The sequence below is a fragment of the Variovorax ureilyticus genome, from assembly GCF_037889935.1.
In the GTDB taxonomy this organism is placed as follows: Bacteria; Pseudomonadota; Gammaproteobacteria; order Burkholderiales; family Burkholderiaceae_C; genus Variovorax; species Variovorax ureilyticus.
The window spans coordinates 79833-94697 of the sequence record NZ_JBBKZU010000006.1 but is presented as its reverse complement, the minus strand read 5'-3'; the positions used below and the strand labels follow the sequence as shown (position 1 = coordinate 94697).

The following is a 14865-nucleotide window of genomic DNA, read 5'->3' as shown; positions in this document are numbered from 1 at the left end:
TCAGATCAGGTTCTGCAGTCCGGGACGTCGCGGCTGCCCAAGCCCATCTTCTTGAAGTCGGCATCCGGCAGCCCCAGCGATTGCGAGATGTCCGGCACCGACTTCACCACCTTGTTGTAGAACGAGCCATCCGGCGCCTTCGTCACCTCGGTGATGTAGGTGGTGCCCACGCCATTGCGGTTGCTGTCGATCTTCACCACGCCGGCCGGCCCGACGAAGTTGGTCTTCTGCAGCGCTTCGCGATAGGCCTTCTGCCCGTTCGAGAGGTCGCCCTTCACCGCGTCGAGCGCATCGAGCGTCGCCTTGGTGTTGATGTAGTACAGGTACGCGAAGAGCGACGGGCTCGGGAAACCGTCCTTGAAGTTCGCCTTGTAGTCGGCCACGAACTTCTTCCATTCGGTCGTGTCGATCGAGTCGGCCATCGGCCCGGCGGAGGCGGTGCCCAGCAGCGATTCGCGCCGCTTGCCCTTGTAGTTGAGGACCGTCTGGTCCACCGTGATCGAGCCGCCGATCATCGGCTTGTCGCCGCCGGCCTGCTCGTACTGGGTGAGGAAGTTCACCGCGTCCGAGCCGCCGAGCACCACCAGCAGCGCATCGACGTCCTTCGGGATCTTCGCGATCACCGAGGCGTAGTCCTTGGTGCCGAGCGGCACCCACGCCTTGTCGACCACCTTGCCGCCCTTGGCGCAGTAGCTCGCCATGAAGCCCTGCACCTGCGAATACGGGAAGCCGTAGTCCTCCGCGATCAGGAAGGTCTTCTTGTAGCCCTTGGAGAGCGCATGCTCACCGAGGCCCACCATCCATTGCGCGCCCTCGGTGTTGAAGCGGTAGAAGTTCGGCGCGGGGTCCGACAGCGTCGCCGCCTGGGCGCCGGACGATCCGTTGATGAAGGTGATGTTGGGCTGCGTCTTCGCGTAGTTCTTCACCGCGATGCCCTCGTCGCCGGACAGCGGGCCGATCATGATCTGCACCTTGTCCTGCTCGACCGCCTTGCGCGTCGCGTTCACGGCCTTGTCGGGCGTCGCGTCGGACGACACCTTGACGAACTCGATCTTCTTTCCGCCCGCCATGCCGTTCTTCTGCTTGAGCGCGAGGTCCGCGCCGCGCATGCTGTCCTGCCCGGGCGCGGCGAAAGGTCCTTCGAGCGTGGCCAGCAGGCCGATCTTCAAGGTCTCCTGCGCGTGCGCGAAGCCGGTCACCGTGACCAGCGCCGCCGCAGCGACGATGCCGCGTACGAACACTTTTCTGTCTCTGCTCATGTCTCGCTCCTTTGTTGTCGACGATGAAAGCGGCCGGGGCCGCGGTGGGGGAAAGAGGAGCCCAGGCGGTTGCGCGCGCCCTGCCAGAGGCCGAGCAGTCCGTCGGGTGAGAAGAGCACGATCGCGAGGAAGACCCCGCCGATCACGAGATTGAAGCGCTCGCGGTCGACGAGGTCGATCGCGAAGTTCTGGAGCAGCACGAAGACGATCGCGCCGATGAAGGCGCCGATCGGATGCTTCATGCCGCCGAGCACGGCGATGATGAGGATGTTGATCATCGCGCCGGTGCCCACGGTGCCGGGCGAGATGCGGCCGTTGTACCAGACCATCAGCACGCCGCCCACGGCCGCGAGGAAGCCGCTGACCGCATAGGCCGCGACGCGATGCGCGGTGACGTTGAAGCCCAGCGCCTGCATGCGGCGCGGGTTGTCGCGGATGCCCTGCAGCGCCACGCCGAAAGGCGCACGCACCAGGTACTTGACCCAGAAGTAGCCTGCGAGCGAGCAGGCCAGCACGATGAAATAGAAGGGCACGGGCTGATGCAGGTCGAGCCCGCCGATCGTCGGCGGTGCGAGCTTGCTGAAGCCCTGGAATCCGTTGAACAGCGTGTAGTTCTGCTGTGCGAGATAGAAGAAGGCGACGCCTACCGCGAGCGTGATCATGATGGTGTAGATGCCTTCGGTGCGCACGGAGAGCCATCCGATGCCCGCCGCGACCAGCGTGGCGAGCGCGATCGCGACGACGAGCGCCAGCCACCACGGCCAGCCGAGGCTGATGGAAATGTTGCTGCTGGTGCCGAAGATCGCGAGCATGTAGGCCGCGAAGCCCGCCACCGTCATCTGCGCGAGCGAGACCATGCCGCCGTAGCCGCCGAGGAAGGTGAGCGACAGCGCGATGAGCCCGAGCGCGAGCGATTGAGCGCCGATCTGGTAGGTGAAGAAGGGCGAGGCGACGAAGGGGTAGGCCAGCACGAAGGCGAGCACGAGCACATGCCGCACGCGGATCGCCCGCCACGCGGAGGCCCAGCGCGAAGGCGCGCCGACAGGGGGCGTGGAGGCACGCGCGACCGGCTGAAGAGCCACTGCGTCACGGCCGCGCCGCGCCACGCCGGCCGCCGCGGCCGACGAGTTCATCGCACGACGCCACTGTGCGGCGCTCATGTCGCTTTCCCCATCAGCCCGCGCGGCTTGAAGGCCAGCGCGATCACCATGATCACGAAGGTGAAGACCACGCTGTACGTGGGTGCGTAGGCGAGTCCGAACTGCTCGGCAAGCCCGATCAGCAGTGCGCCGATCGCCGCGCCGACCACGCTGCCCATGCCGCCCACGATCACGACGACGAGCGAGGCGAGCAGATAGCGCGTGTCCTCGCCCGGCGAGACCGACAGTGCCGTGCCGCCGACCACACCCGCGAGGCCCGCGAGGCCGGCGCCGATCGCGAAGGTCAGCGCGAACACCCGCTGCACATTCACGCCCGATGCGGCGAGCATGCCCCGGTCGTCCACGCCCGCGCGGATCATCATGCCGATGCGCGTGCGCGCGAGCAGCAGCCACAGGCCGACGCCGATCACGATCGATGCCAGCAGCACCATCAGCCGGTAGGTTGGGAACTTGTTGACCAGCGGCAACGTGGTCGATCCGTAGATCCACGCGGGCGGGTCGAAGGTGTAGATCTCCGCGCCCCAGATCCACAACGCGATGTCCGCGAGGACGATCGACAGGCCGATGGTCACCAGCGTCTGCCGCAGGTCCTGCCCCTGCATGTGGCGGAAGATCAGCACCTGCATCAAGAGGCCGAGAATCGCTGCCGAGAGAAACCCCGCGATCACCGCGAGCACCCACGAGCCGGTGTGCTCGCCCACCATCCAGCCGACGTAGGCACCGATCAGGTAGAGCGAGCCGTGCGCGAGGTTCACGTTGCGCATCAGCCCGAACACCAGCGTGAAGCCGCTCGCGACGAGGAAGTAGAGCGACGCGAGCGTGAGTCCGTTGAGCAGTGTCTTGAAGAAGAGCGATGCGTTGTCCGCGATCGCCCAGACCGCGAACACCGCGACCGGCAGGCCGAACACCAGCCACGGAATCCACCGGCGGTACTTCATGCCGCATGCTCCCAGCGGCGCTGTGCACTGAACTCGGGCGCCTTGGCGAACTCGCCGTCCTTCATCACCGCGAGGATGCGCTTCGGGTCGCGCAGGATCGCGAGGTTGGCGAGCGGGTCGCCGTCCACCAGCAGCAGGTCGGCGAGGTAGCCGTCCTGGATGGTGCCGAGGTCGTTCGGCCGCATCATGATCTGGCCGCCGTAGAGCGTCGTGCTGCGGATCGCCTCCATCGGCGTGAAGCCGAGGTACTTCACGAAGAACTCCAGGTCGCGCGCGTTCTGGCAGTGCGGCGTGAAGGCGAAGCCGTAGTCCCCGCCCGGCAGGATGCGCACGCCGCGCCGGTGCATCGCCTTGAGCGATTCGAGCGCGTTGTCCCATTCGATCTGGTAGCCCATCGCGCAGGCCTTCTCGTAGGTGATGCCGTAGGCCTCGGCCTCGTGCAGCATCGCGTAGAGGATCGCGATGCCGGGCGCGACGAAGATGCGGTCCTTCGCGGCTTCAAGCATGTCGAGCGTTTCCTCGTCTGTGAAGCTCGCGTGGTAGATCACGTCGATGCCGTGGCGCAGCGCCTGCTTGACCGAGGCGGCCGAGCGCGCATGCGCGGTGCCGCGCTTGCCCCGCACGCGCACTTCTTCCATCGCGGCATGGACTTCGGCATCGCTCATCCAGGTGGTCTCGGCGGGCGAATCGGGCGTGAAGTTGTCGCCCGAGAGATTGAGCTTGATCGAATCGACGCCGTACTTGAGGAACATGCGCACCGCCTTGCGCATCTCGTCGGCCGAGTTGACGTTGACGCCGAAGCTGAACTCGGGGAAGGGCAGGTGCGGCAGTGTCTCGTCGCCGAGGCCTCCGGGCACCGTGATCTCCTGGCTCGCGGCGAGGTAGCGCGGGCCGGGGATCTGGCCCGAGTTGATCGCATTGCGGGTCACCACGTCGAGCCGGGGCTTCGCACACGCTGCGCCCACGCACGAAGTGAAGCCGGCCTGCAGATAGCGGCCCGCGACCTTCGCGCACCACAGCACATGCTCTTCGAGCGGCATGCGCTGGATCGCTGCGAGCGTGGCCGCGTCGTTCCACGAGAAGTGCGTGTGGGCCTCGCACATGCCGGGCATCAGCGTCGCGCCGGCGCCGTCGACCACCATGGCGCCGGCGGGTGCGATCGGCGCGGTGCTGCGGCCCACTTGCCGGATGCGGTTGCCGCGCACCAGCACGCTGCCGCCGTACGGGTTCTGCCCGGTGCCGTCGAGGATGCGGACGTTGGTAAAGACGACGTCGGTCATGACCTGCTCCTCTCATGAGTCCAGGCCAGGAACACCGTGGAACCGGCTTTGCCGGGCCGCTGGTGTTGCCCCCGGCGAGGGGGTTGGCGTAGCGACACGAAGTGGGCGAAGACTGGGGGATTGCTCATGCCGTTGTCCAGCGCGTCGCATGGCTGCGGCGCACGGGTGGGGCGCGATGGAATTCGCCGTCCTTCATCACGGCCAGGATGCACGCCTTGTCCTGCAGCACCGTGATGTCGGCGAGCGGGTCGCCGTCGACGAGGAGGATGTCCGCGAGGTAGCCCTCGCGGATGTAGCCGAGCACCTTGCCCATGCGCATCATCGGGCCGCCCCAGGCGGTGGCCGAGAGCAGGGCTTCCATGGTGCTCATGCCGACGTACTTCACGAAGTATTCGAGGTCCTTCGCGTTGGTGCCGTGCGGCGTCCAGGCAAAGCCGTAGTCGCCGCCGGGCAGGATGCGAATGCCGCGCCGGCGCATGGCCTTCATACTCTCGATGGCGGCTTCGAGTTCGCGGTGGTAGCCCATCTGGCGCGTCACTTCGGGCGTGAGACCCCATTCGCTCGCGTGGTAGCTGGTGTTGATGAGCCATGCGAGGCCCGGCGCGATGAAGTGCTCGAACTTGTGCGCCTCCAGCATGTCCAGCGCTTCCTCGTCGGTGAAGCTCGCGTGGTAGATCACCTCGATGCCCTGCTTGACGCACTGCTTGATCGACCAGGTCGAGCGCGCATGCGCCGCCACGCGCTTTCCCCAGGACTTGGCTTCCTGCACGCAGGTGGCCACTTCCTCTTCGGTGAACTGGCTCATCTCGCTGGGCATGCCGGTGATCGATTCGCCCGAGAGGTTGATCTTGAGCGAATCGACGCCGTACTTGGCGAACATGCGCACGCAGCGGCGCATCTCCTCGACGCCGCTGACCACCGCGCCGAAAGCGAATTCGGGCTGCGGCAGGTGCGGCTGCGTGGTGTCGCCGAGACCGCCGGGCACGGTGATCTCCTGGCTTGCGGCGAGGTAGCGCGGTCCGACGATGGTGCCGTCGTTGATCGCGTTGCGGATCACCACGTCGAGTCTCGGCTTGGCGGTGGCCGCTCCGACGCAGCTCGTCCAGCCCATGTCGAGATAGCGCTTCGCGACTTCGGCGCACCACAGGATGTGTTCCTCCGGCGGCATGCGCTGGATCGCGTCGAGGCTCGGCTGGTCGTTCCACGAGAAATGCGTGTGCGCCTCGACCATGCCGGGCATCAGGAATGCGCCTGCGCCATCGATGACCTGCGCGCCCGCGACCGGCATCGAGGGCATGCCGTAGCCCGTCTTCACGACGCGCGCGATGCGGTTGCCCTGCACCAGCACGTCGCCGGTGAAGGGCGCTTCGCCGCCGCCGTCGAAGATGCGGACGTTGGTGAACATCACGTCGGCCATGTTCAGGGTCTCCCGTGTGCGGCGAGGAAGTCGCGCAGTTCGCGCTGGCAGTCCTCGGGGCGTTCGATGGGCGTCCAGTGGCCGCAGCGCGGCAGCACCGCCACGCGCTTGTCGGCGGCGCGGTGCAGTCGGTCGGCCATCGCTCGCACGGCTTGCGGCGGAGCGACGCCGTCTTCGTCGCCGGTGACCAGGAGCACCGGCGCTTCGATGCGCTCCACCTGCGCGGCGGGCGCAGTGGCGAGCGCCTCACAGCTTCGCGCGTAGGCTTCTCCGTCCTGCCGCATCAGGCTTTCGCGCACGTAGGCGACCGCGACCGGCAGGCGTTGGCGTGTGTCGGCGGAGATCGCGGCCTGCAGCAGGCCCTGGGTGATCTCCTGCATGCCGGCCGCGCCCTCGCGGGCCTTCGCGGCGCGTGCTTTCATCGCGGTGCGGGCCGCGTCGGGCGGCGCGATGAGCGGGCCGAACAGCGCCAGGCTCGCCACGCACTTCGGATGGTCCGCCGCGATGTGCTGGCAGACGATGGTGCCCATCGAATGCCCGATCCAGTGCGCGCGCGAGACGCCGAGCCGCTCGCACACGCGCAGCAGCGTTTCGACGTAGCGGGCGATGCTCAGATCGCCTTCGGCGCGCTGCGAACGCCCGCTGCCGGGCAGGTCCGCGCGGATCACGCGATGCCGCGCCAGCGCGGGCATCAGCGGCGTGAAGGTGTTGCCGCTGCCGCCCAGGCCGTGCACGCAGACGATGGCCGGCCCTTCGCCTTCTTCCTCGACGGCAATGCGATCGATCGTCTGGAATGCCATGGCTTCACTCGAACCGGTTTTCGATGACCCCGATGCCATCGATCTCGATACGCACCAGGTCGCCCGACTTCAGCCAGCGCGGCGGGTTGAATCCCATGCCGACGCCGGCCGGCGTGCCCGTCGCGATCACGTCGCCCGGATGCAGCGTGATGCCGCGCGAGCAGGTCTCGATCAGCGTGGGGATGTCGAAGATCATGTCCTTCGTGAGCCCGTCCTGGCGCGGCTCGCCGTTGACCCAGCCGCGCACGCGTGTCGCGCGGCCATCGAGTTCGTCGGCGGTCACGATCCACGGGCCCATCGGGCAGAAGTCGTCGAAGCTCTTGCCGAGGTCCCACTGCTGGTGGCGCATCTGCACGTCGCGCGCGGTCACGTCGTTGACGATCGTGTAGCCGAAGACGTGGTCCATCGCGCGCGAGCGCGGGATGTCGCGTCCGCCACGGCCGATGACCACCGCGAGTTCGGATTCGTAGTCGACCTGGATCGTGGTGGTCGGGGAGGGCATCCGCACCGTTTGGAACGGGCCGATCACGCATTCGCCGAGCTTGCCGAAGACGATCGGCCACGGGTCGCTCGTCGGCATGGTTTCGCGGAACACCGTGCCTGCGAGTTCCTGAGCGTGGGCGCGGTAGTTTCTGCCCACGCAGAAGAGGCTTCGCAAGGGTCGCGGCAGTGGCGCGCGCAAGGTGACGACGTCGACCGGCAGTCGGGTGCCCGAAGGCTGTGGGAGTGGCTCGCCGCGTGCCAGCGCCTGGATCAGCGGGAGTGCGCCACGTGATGCATCGCCGACCGCGAGGGGCGTAGCCTCGCGCCCGTCGGCCGAGATCGTGCCGACGTGCTCGCGTCCACCCCAACTCCAGCTGGCCAAGCGCATGCCGTTGTCTCCGGGTTGTCTCGCGAGTCCGTGGGACGTGCGTCCGATGCCGCGAGATCGGGAACTCTCCGATTTTTGAGACTTGCGTCTCAAATCGGGACCGGTGCATCATACGTGCCGTCCTCGGACCTTCACAAGCATCGTCAGGCCGATCAGAACCCGTACAAACCCCATGGCTCGACTGAAGCACAAGCTGAGCGAACCGCCCGTGCCGCCGGAGCGCGGCGTCAGGGCTGCGACTTTCAAACTGCTGCTCGAAACTGCGATGGACATCATCCAGAAGAGCGGCCACATTCCTTCGGTGGCGGAGGCGGCGGCGCGGGCCAAGGTGTCGCGCGCCACCGCCTACAGGTATTTCCCGAGCCGCAGCGCGCTGGTGACGGCCGTGGTCGACAGCTCGCTCGGTCCGGTGCGCAAGCTGGCCTCGGACACGCCGGGCGGGCGCGAGCGGGTGCATGAACTGTTCGTGCAGACCTTCCCGCGATTCAAGGAGTTCGAGGCGCCCATGCGCGCCGCGGCGCAGCTGTCGCTGGAGCAATGGGGCCTGGAGCGCGCCGGGCTGCTCGAGGAGGAGCCCTATCGCCGGGGCCATCGCGTGCGCATCCTCGAACATGCGCTCGCGCCGCTGGCGCCGCAGCTTCGGCCTGCGGTGCGCGACAGGCTGCATCGGGCGCTGTCGGTGGTCTACGGCATCGAGCCGTACGTGATCCTCAAGGACATCTGGGGATTGAGCGATCGGGAGGTGGAACGCACTGCGCTGTGGATGGCGGATGCCCTCATCGACGCCGCGCTGCGCGAGTCCGAGCAGAAGCGGCCGGCGCGCGGCAACGGCGCGGCGGGCAGTGCCCGGAATGCGGCAAGCCGAAACGGCAATGGCGCGCGCCGCGCAGCGCCCGCTTCGAAGCGCTGAAGGTCCGGTCGAAGTCCCGCCGGATTCAGGCCGAAGTTCAGCCCTGGGCCAGGGCCCGAAGCTCTTCGTCGGTGAACCCCGCCTGCGCGCGGGCTTCGAGATTGAAGGGCGCTTTCAGGCGCGGCGCTTCGTGTCGGCGATACAGCACGCGGTAGTGCGCGATGGGATCCAAGCCTTCGCGCTCGCAGAGCCAGCGATACCAGCGGTTGCCGATCGCGACATGGCCGACTTCGTCACGCAGGATGATGTCGAGGATCGCGCAGGCGGCATGCGCATCCGCCGTGTTGACGCGCCGCAGCTTGGCCTGGATGAGCGGCGTGGCGTCGAGCCCGCGCGCCTCCAGCGTGCGCGGCACCAGCGCCATGCGCGCGACGATGTCGTCCTTCGTCTTCTCGCACATGCTCCACAGGCCGTCGTGGCCGGTGAAGTCGCCGTATCGATGGCCCATGGCCTGCAGGTGCGAGTGCAGCAGCGTGAAGTGCTGGGCTTCCTCGTCCGCGATGCGCAGCCAGTCGCGGTAGAAGTCCTCGGGCATGCCGTCGAAGCGCCACGCGGCATCGAGCGCGAGGTTGATCGCATTGAACTCGATGTGGCAGATCGAATGGATCAGCGCAGCTCGGCCTTCGGGTGTGAAGGGCGAGCGCTTTTCCACTGCCGTCGCCGAAACGCGCAGCGGGCGCTCCGGCCGGCCGGGCACGCCGTCATCGTCGCCGGATGTGCGTACGGGGTGCTGGGACATGGGCTGTTCGCCCGGTTGTGCATTCAGTTGCGCGACCAGCGCACGGGTGGCGGCCACCTTCTGTTCGGGGTCCGTGAGGCGCAGCGCGGCAAGGGCGCCAAGGCGGGGGTGCATCCCTACAATTCTAGTTTTTCGACCTCTGGAGACACCGCGATGGCCTTGTATGAACTCGATGGCGTGGCGCCGCAACTGGGAGAGGGCGCCTGGGTTGCCGACAGTGCGCAGGTGATGGGCAGTGTCGTGCTGGCCGAGAACGCCAGCGTGTGGTTCGGCGCGGTGGTTCGCGGCGACACGGAGACGCTGCGGATCGGCCGCAACAGCAATATCCAGGACCTGTCGGTGCTCCATGCCGATCACGGCTGCCCGCTGAACATCGGCGAGAACGTGACCGTCGGGCACCAGGTGATGCTTCACGGCTGCACCGTCGGCGACAACTCGCTGATCGGCATCCAGGCGGTGGTCTTGAATAACGCGAAGATCGGCCGCAACTGCATCGTCGGCGCCGGCAGCGTCGTGACCGAGGGCAAGGAGTTTCCGGACAACTCGCTCATCATCGGATCGCCGGCCAAGGTGGTGCGCACGCTGGACGAAGCGGCTGCCGCCAAGCTGCGGCAGAGCGCCGAACACTATGTCGAAAACGCCCATCGCTTCGCGAAGGGCCTGAAGAAGATTGCTTGAATGAAGCCCACTCCCACCTCTTCCCGCGTTTCCGAGACCAGGGCACCCGCGGAACCGGCTTCGCCGGGCCGCTGGGTGCGCCCCCTTCAGGGGGAGCGCCGAAGGCGCATGGGGGTGTAACCAATGTCTGAGCTCCACAAATTCCTGTTCGAAGGCCTGCCGGTGCGCGGGATGATCGTCCGCCTGACCGAGTCCTGGCAGGAAGTGCTGGCGCGCCGCGCGTCCAACTCCGATACCGGCGCCTATCCGCAGCCGCTGGCCGATCTGCTTGGCGAGATGACGGCTGCGGCCACGCTGATGCAGGCGAACATCAAGTTCAACGGGTCGCTGATCCTGCAGATCTTCGGCGACGGGCCGGTCAAGGTCGCGGTGGCCGAGGTCAAGCCCGACCTGAGCCTGCGCGCCACCGCCAAGGCGATCGGGGAGATCGCGGCGGACGCGAAGCTGTCGGACATGATCAATGCGCACGGCAAGGGCCGTTGCGCGATCACGCTCGACCCCAAGGACAAGCTGCCGGGCCAGCAGCCCTACCAGGGCGTGGTGCCGCTCATCGACGAGAAGGGCAGGAAGCTCGAGCGAATGAGCGACATCCTCCAGCACTACATGCTGCAGAGCGAGCAGCTCGACACCACGCTGGTGCTCGCCGCCAACGACAAGATCGCCGCCGGGCTGCTGATCCAGCGGCTGCCTGTGAAGGGCGAGGCCAACCTCGAGGGGACGGCCGAGGGCGGTCGCGATCAGGTGCAGCAGGACCAGATCGGACACAACGAGGACTACAACCGCATTTCCATCCTTGCGTCGAGCCTGACGCGCGAGGAACTGCTGACGCTCGACGTCGACACGATCCTGCGCCGGCTGTTCTGGGAAGAGACGGTGCGGCGCTTCGAGCCGCAGACCGGCATGCTGGGCCCGCACTTCGCGTGCACCTGCGGGCGGGCGCGCGTCGAGAGCATGATCCGCGGCCTCGGGCGGGACGAGGCCGACAGCATCATCTCGGAGCGCGGCAACATCGAGGTCGGCTGCGACTTCTGCGGCAAGCAGTACCACTTCGATGCGGTGGATGCGGCGCAGATCTTCACCGCGCCGGGCGACCAGATGCCGGGCAGCGCGGTCGTCCAGTAGCCGCTCGGCGCGCGGCGATCAGTTGCGCCGCGCGGTTTCGAAGTCGCTGAAGCGGATGTCCGGCGCGCTGGTGTTGTGGCGCGACGGCGTGGTCCGTGCAAAGCGGACCTGGGCGGCTTCGATCGATGAAATCTCCGGCAGTGGCTTCGTCTCTTGCGCGGCGGACGGCGTGGATTGCCAGGTGAGTTCGCTGACATCGGCGTTGTCCATCGACACGAACATCGAACGCAGCACCGCGAAAGGCCGCGACTTCTGCGTGGGCGGATGCAGCGACACGTCGAGCGCGGTGCGCGCCTGGCTGATCTCCGCGACCTTGACCGACGCGCTGCCGCCGTTGGCGAAGCGCAGGCGGAACGAGAGCGGCTGGGTCTGGATCGTGATCGACGAGATGTCGACCACGGGCCGGCCGGCATCCTGCACCGGGCCCATGAGGAAGGACGAGCCGTACACGCCGTCGCCGAAACGCGGCAGGGGCAACGGCTTCAGGCGCCAGTAGCCGTCGGCGGGATAGAGAACCAGCGCCTCCATCGGCTTGCCGTCCTTCTCCTTGCTCTTGGCGAAGACCTGGACCAGATGAAAGTCGTTGCCCGACCGTGCGCCGACACGAACCGGCACCCGATTCGGCCGCCAGAAGGACGGCAATGTCATCCCGACGATCATCCATTGCGGGCCGTCGTACAGCACCACGCGACGCTGTTTGAACTTGTAGCTCGGGTCGGTCGGATGGGCGCCGCCGTCGAAATTGCAGGCCGAGAAGTCAGGCGCGGTGACGTCCTTTTCGATCCTGTCGATGTAGGAGGGCTGAAGGGCCTCGACGCGGAAACCCGTGATGCCCTGGCCGCGCAGCACCATCGAGACGTTGTCTTCCTCCGCGCAGGCGGTAGGGCGGGTCTTGTTCTCGACGGTCACCGTCGCAGGCGCCGCGAAGGCCGTCGTTGCGGAAAGAGCGAGCGCGGCGAAAAGCCCGAGGTGGAGTGAATGTGCCATCGGTGTTGCGGTGGAGCGCCTTCGCTACGGGCGCCGTGCGATCAGGTCGCGGAACAGCCGATGCTCGCACGCCGGATCGGAGCATTTGTCGCAGGGCCAGAACCACGCACGCTCGCCGGAGGCGGTCCGGCCTGAACTCGACGTGACCCCCGCATCCTCGGCCCGGGCGTTGATCGCGTTCCAGGCGCTGGCGAGTCGTTCCGGGCCGCGGCCGTGAATGACGGCGAAGGGCGATCCGGCGCGCGCGAGCGCGGCGCGCAGCAGCGCATCCATCCGCTCTGCTTCGGCCTGCTCCTCAGGTGCCCGGCCGCCGGTTTGCGGAAGATCCAGCGCCATCAGCAGCGTGACCGCGTGACTGCGGTGCGCGGCCTGCGCGTGTTCGTAGAGGGAGGTGTCGCCGAACCGCACCTCGGCGTCGACGGCACTCATCAGCGCGGTCGAATCCGCGATCACCACCCCGCGCCGGGCTGCGGCCGCGATGCGGTTGGACTGTTCGAAGGCTGCTTCGGTCTGTGCCTGCTGCGTTGACGGCCGCCGTGCGGGATCGGCCACCAGCGCAGCCGCAACACCGCGCTGCAGGAGACGGGCGGCGAGCGCGTTCGCGAGCTCCGTCTTGCCGGTGCCCGGTGCACCCAGCACCGCAATCACGCAACCCACGGGAAGTGCAGGCGTCATGTCGTCGCCGCAGAGCTCAGGCCCTCAGAGCCGCACGGCCCGGACCAGGAATCCCGCGGAACCGGCTTTGCCGGGCCGCAGGGATTGCCCCCTGAAAGGGGGTGGAGAGCGACACGAAGTGCGCGAGCCTGGGGGTGGTGCCAAGTCTTCCGCGGAACCGGCTTTGCCGGGCCGCAGGGATTGCCCCCTGAAAGGGGGTGGAGAGCGACACGAAGTGCGCGAGCCTGGGGGTGGTGCCAAGTCTTCCGCGGAACCGGCTTTGCCGGGCCGCTGGGATTGCCCCCTGAAAGGGGGTGCCCGAGCCACACGAAGTGGGCGAGGCTGGGGGTCATTTCGTAATTTGCACGAAGACTTCGTTCGGCTTGACCATGCCCAATTCCTGGCGGGCGCGTTCCTCGACCATCTCGAGCCCTTCCTTCAGATCGTTGACCTCGGACTCCAGGCGCTCGTTGGCCAACGCGGCACGTGCGTTGGCCTGCTTCTGGTCGGCGAGCTTTTCCTGCAGTTGCGCCACGTCGCGCACGCTGCCGCGCCCGGTCCAGAGCTGCCACTGGATGATCAGCAGCAGCAGGACCAGGATGATCGGGACGATGCGGGAGCGCATGGTGCTCAACAGTGCCCAGCCAGCCCATGCCAGGAACCCCGCGGAACCGGCTTTGCCGGGCCGCTGGGGTTGCCCCCTGCAAGGGGGTGCCCGAGCCACACGAAGTGGGCGAGGCTGGGGGTGAGCGTCATTTCAAGTTGTAGAAGGCGGCGCGGCCGGGGTAGACGGCCACGTCACCGAGGTCTTCCTCGATGCGCAGGAGCTGGTTGTACTTGGCCATGCGGTCCGAGCGCGACAGCGAGCCGGTCTTGATCTGGCCGGCATTGGTGCCCACCGCGATGTCGGCGATGGTGCTGTCCTCGGTCTCGCCCGAACGGTGGCTGATCACGGCGGTGTAACCCGCGCGCTTGGCCATCTCGATCGCGGCGAAGGTCTCGGTCAGCGTGCCGATCTGGTTGATCTTGATCAGGATCGAGTTGGCGATGCCCTTCTCGATGCCTTCCTGCAGGATCTTGGTGTTGGTGACGAAGAGGTCGTCGCCAACGAGTTGCACGCGCTTGCCCAGGCGCTCGGTGAGCAGCTTCCAGCCGTCCCAGTCGCCTTCGTGCATGCCGTCCTCGATGCTGATGATCGGGTACTTGTCGACCCAGCTGGCCAGCATGTCGGTCCAGCTTTCGGCGGTGAGGCTCAGGTTCTCGCCCGCGAGGACGTACTTGCCGTCCTTGTAGAACTCGCTTGCGGCGCAATCGAGGCCCAGCGCGATCTGCTCGCCGGCGGTGTAGCCGGCCTTGTCGATCGCTTCGAGGATGAGCTGGATCGCGGCTTCGTGGCTTTCTACGCTCGGCGCGAAACCGCCTTCGTCGCCCACCGCGGTGCTGATGCCGCGGTCGCCCAGGATCTTCTTGAGCGCGTGGAACACCTCGGCGCCGTAGCGCAGCGATTCGCGGAAGCTCTTCGCGCCCACCGGAATGATCATGAATTCCTGCAGGTCGAGGCTGTTGTTGGCGTGCGCGCCGCCGTTGATGACGTTCATCATCGGCACCGGCAACTGCATGCCGCCCATGCCGCCGAAGTAGCGATACAGCGGAAGGCCCGACTCTTCAGCGGCCGCGCGGGCCACGGCCATCGACACGGCCAGCGTTGCATTCGCGCCCAGGCGGCCCTTGTTCTCGGTGCCGTCGAGGTCGAGCAGGGTGCGGTCCAGGAAAGCCTGTTCGCTGGCGTCGAGGCCCAGCACGGCTTCCGAGATTTCGGTGTTGATGTTCTCGACGGCCTTGAGCACGCCCTTGCCGAGGTAGCGGCTCTTGTCGCCGTCGCGCAGTTCGATGGCTTCGCGCGAGCCGGTCGATGCGCCCGAAGGCACGGCCGCGCGGCCCATGGTGCCTGATTCGAGCAGCACGTCGCACTCGACGGTGGGGTTGCCGCGGCTGTCGAGGATTTCGCGGCCGACGATGTCTACGATTGCACTCATCTCTTTACTTTCTC

The 14865-nt window shown here is 67.2% G+C and carries 15 protein-coding genes; 3 read left to right on the top strand and 12 right to left on the bottom strand.

Annotated features, from left to right (window positions below; genetic code table 11):
- Window positions 1–5: 5 nt before the first annotated feature.
- The 7 genes from WKW77_RS15040 to WKW77_RS15010 all read right to left on the bottom strand — a co-directional run bounded on the left by WKW77_RS15040 (window position 6) and on the right by WKW77_RS15010 (window position 7725).
- Window positions 6–1259: an ABC transporter substrate-binding protein gene (locus tag WKW77_RS15040; protein WP_340357663.1), complete on the bottom strand. Its 1254-nt coding sequence runs from the start codon at window positions 1257–1259 to the stop codon at window positions 6–8.
- Window positions 1256–2419: a branched-chain amino acid ABC transporter permease gene (locus WKW77_RS15035; RefSeq protein WP_340357662.1), complete on the bottom strand. Its 1164-nt coding sequence runs from the start codon at window positions 2417–2419 to the stop codon at window positions 1256–1258. The genes WKW77_RS15040 and WKW77_RS15035 overlap by 4 nt, the downstream gene beginning before the upstream one ends.
- Window positions 2416–3357 carry a branched-chain amino acid ABC transporter permease gene (locus tag WKW77_RS15030; RefSeq protein ID WP_340357661.1) on the bottom strand — a complete coding sequence of 314 codons (942 nt, stop codon included), beginning with the start codon at window positions 3355–3357 and terminating at the stop codon, window positions 2416–2418. The genes WKW77_RS15035 and WKW77_RS15030 overlap by 4 nt, the downstream gene beginning before the upstream one ends.
- Entirely contained in the window at window positions 3354–4637 is a 1284-nt protein-coding gene (locus WKW77_RS15025) for a metal-dependent hydrolase family protein (RefSeq protein WP_340357660.1), read from the bottom strand. Before WKW77_RS15025 ends, WKW77_RS15030 begins: the two co-directional genes overlap by 4 nt.
- A gap of 124 nt (window positions 4638–4761) precedes the next feature.
- Window positions 4762–6054 (bottom strand): metal-dependent hydrolase family protein, encoded by a 1293-nt coding sequence (locus WKW77_RS15020; RefSeq protein WP_340357659.1) that lies wholly within the window; start codon window positions 6052–6054, stop codon window positions 4762–4764.
- A gap of 2 nt (window positions 6055–6056) precedes the next feature.
- A complete protein-coding gene (locus WKW77_RS15015; protein ID WP_340357658.1) occupies window positions 6057–6854 on the bottom strand; it encodes an alpha/beta fold hydrolase in 798 nt (265 codons plus the stop codon).
- Window positions 6855–6858: 4 nt separating this feature from the next.
- Window positions 6859–7725, bottom strand: a complete 867-nt coding sequence (locus WKW77_RS15010) for a fumarylacetoacetate hydrolase family protein (protein ID WP_340357657.1) — start codon at window positions 7723–7725, stop codon at window positions 6859–6861.
- A 172-nt stretch (window positions 7726–7897) separates the two neighbouring features.
- Between WKW77_RS15010 and WKW77_RS15005 the strand changes: the two genes are divergently transcribed.
- The gene (locus tag WKW77_RS15005) at window positions 7898–8635 is read left to right on the top strand and encodes a TetR/AcrR family transcriptional regulator (RefSeq protein WP_340357656.1); all 738 of its coding nucleotides are present in this window, start codon (window positions 7898–7900) and stop codon (window positions 8633–8635) included.
- 37 nt (window positions 8636–8672) lie between these two features.
- On the opposite strand, the gene WKW77_RS15000 is transcribed toward WKW77_RS15005, so the two are convergent.
- Complete coding sequence (locus WKW77_RS15000; protein WP_340357655.1) at window positions 8673–9488, bottom strand: ferritin-like domain-containing protein; 816 nt, start codon at window positions 9486–9488, stop codon at window positions 8673–8675.
- A gap of 39 nt (window positions 9489–9527) precedes the next feature.
- Here WKW77_RS15000 and WKW77_RS14995 point away from each other — a divergent pair, with 39 nt between their 5' ends.
- The gene (locus tag WKW77_RS14995) at window positions 9528–10052 is read left to right on the top strand and encodes a gamma carbonic anhydrase family protein (RefSeq protein ID WP_340357654.1); all 525 of its coding nucleotides are present in this window, start codon (window positions 9528–9530) and stop codon (window positions 10050–10052) included.
- 123 nt (window positions 10053–10175) lie between these two features.
- The gene (gene hslO / locus WKW77_RS14990) at window positions 10176–11174 is read left to right on the top strand and encodes an Hsp33 family molecular chaperone HslO (RefSeq protein WP_340357653.1); all 999 of its coding nucleotides are present in this window, start codon (window positions 10176–10178) and stop codon (window positions 11172–11174) included.
- Between the two features lie 18 nt (window positions 11175–11192).
- Here the strand turns inward: hslO and WKW77_RS14985 are convergent, their stop codons facing one another.
- From WKW77_RS14985 to eno, 4 genes are all read right to left on the bottom strand, one after another.
- Window positions 11193–12161, bottom strand: a complete 969-nt coding sequence (locus WKW77_RS14985) for a hypothetical protein (RefSeq protein ID WP_340357652.1) — start codon at window positions 12159–12161, stop codon at window positions 11193–11195.
- 24 nt (window positions 12162–12185) lie between these two features.
- Complete coding sequence (locus tag WKW77_RS14980) at window positions 12186–12836, bottom strand: AAA family ATPase (protein WP_340357651.1); 651 nt, start codon at window positions 12834–12836, stop codon at window positions 12186–12188.
- A 328-nt stretch (window positions 12837–13164) separates the two neighbouring features.
- Window positions 13165–13440, bottom strand: a complete 276-nt coding sequence (ftsB, locus tag WKW77_RS14975) for a cell division protein FtsB (protein ID WP_093166038.1) — start codon at window positions 13438–13440, stop codon at window positions 13165–13167.
- A 127-nt stretch (window positions 13441–13567) separates the two neighbouring features.
- Entirely contained in the window at window positions 13568–14851 is a 1284-nt protein-coding gene (eno, locus tag WKW77_RS14970) for a phosphopyruvate hydratase (protein WP_340357650.1), read from the bottom strand.
- Window positions 14852–14865 lie beyond the last annotated feature (14 nt).

Coding starts and splice junctions, on each gene's coding strand:
- WKW77_RS14980 (WP_340357651.1), bottom strand. CDS start 12,836: ATGACGCCTGCACTTCCCGTGGGTTGCGTGATTGCGGTGCTGGGTGCA.
- eno (WP_340357650.1), bottom strand. CDS start 14,851: ATGAGTGCAATCGTAGACATCGTCGGCCGCGAAATCCTCGACAGCCGC.
- WKW77_RS15020 (WP_340357659.1), bottom strand. CDS start 6,054: ATGGCCGACGTGATGTTCACCAACGTCCGCATCTTCGACGGCGGCGGC.
- WKW77_RS15035 (WP_340357662.1), bottom strand. CDS start 2,419: ATGAGCGCCGCACAGTGGCGTCGTGCGATGAACTCGTCGGCCGCGGCG.
- WKW77_RS15025 (WP_340357660.1), bottom strand. CDS start 4,637: ATGACCGACGTCGTCTTTACCAACGTCCGCATCCTCGACGGCACCGGG.
- WKW77_RS14995 (WP_340357654.1), top strand. CDS start 9,528: ATGGCCTTGTATGAACTCGATGGCGTGGCGCCGCAACTGGGAGAGGGC.
- ftsB (WP_093166038.1), bottom strand. CDS start 13,440: ATGCGCTCCCGCATCGTCCCGATCATCCTGGTCCTGCTGCTGCTGATC.
- WKW77_RS15010 (WP_340357657.1), bottom strand. CDS start 7,725: ATGCGCTTGGCCAGCTGGAGTTGGGGTGGACGCGAGCACGTCGGCACG.
- WKW77_RS15000 (WP_340357655.1), bottom strand. CDS start 9,488: ATGCACCCCCGCCTTGGCGCCCTTGCCGCGCTGCGCCTCACGGACCCC.
- hslO (WP_340357653.1), top strand. CDS start 10,176: ATGTCTGAGCTCCACAAATTCCTGTTCGAAGGCCTGCCGGTGCGCGGG.
- WKW77_RS15005 (WP_340357656.1), top strand. CDS start 7,898: ATGGCTCGACTGAAGCACAAGCTGAGCGAACCGCCCGTGCCGCCGGAG.
- WKW77_RS15030 (WP_340357661.1), bottom strand. CDS start 3,357: ATGAAGTACCGCCGGTGGATTCCGTGGCTGGTGTTCGGCCTGCCGGTC.
- WKW77_RS15040 (WP_340357663.1), bottom strand. CDS start 1,259: ATGAGCAGAGACAGAAAAGTGTTCGTACGCGGCATCGTCGCTGCGGCG.
- WKW77_RS14985 (WP_340357652.1), bottom strand. CDS start 12,161: ATGGCACATTCACTCCACCTCGGGCTTTTCGCCGCGCTCGCTCTTTCC.
- WKW77_RS15015 (WP_340357658.1), bottom strand. CDS start 6,854: ATGGCATTCCAGACGATCGATCGCATTGCCGTCGAGGAAGAAGGCGAA.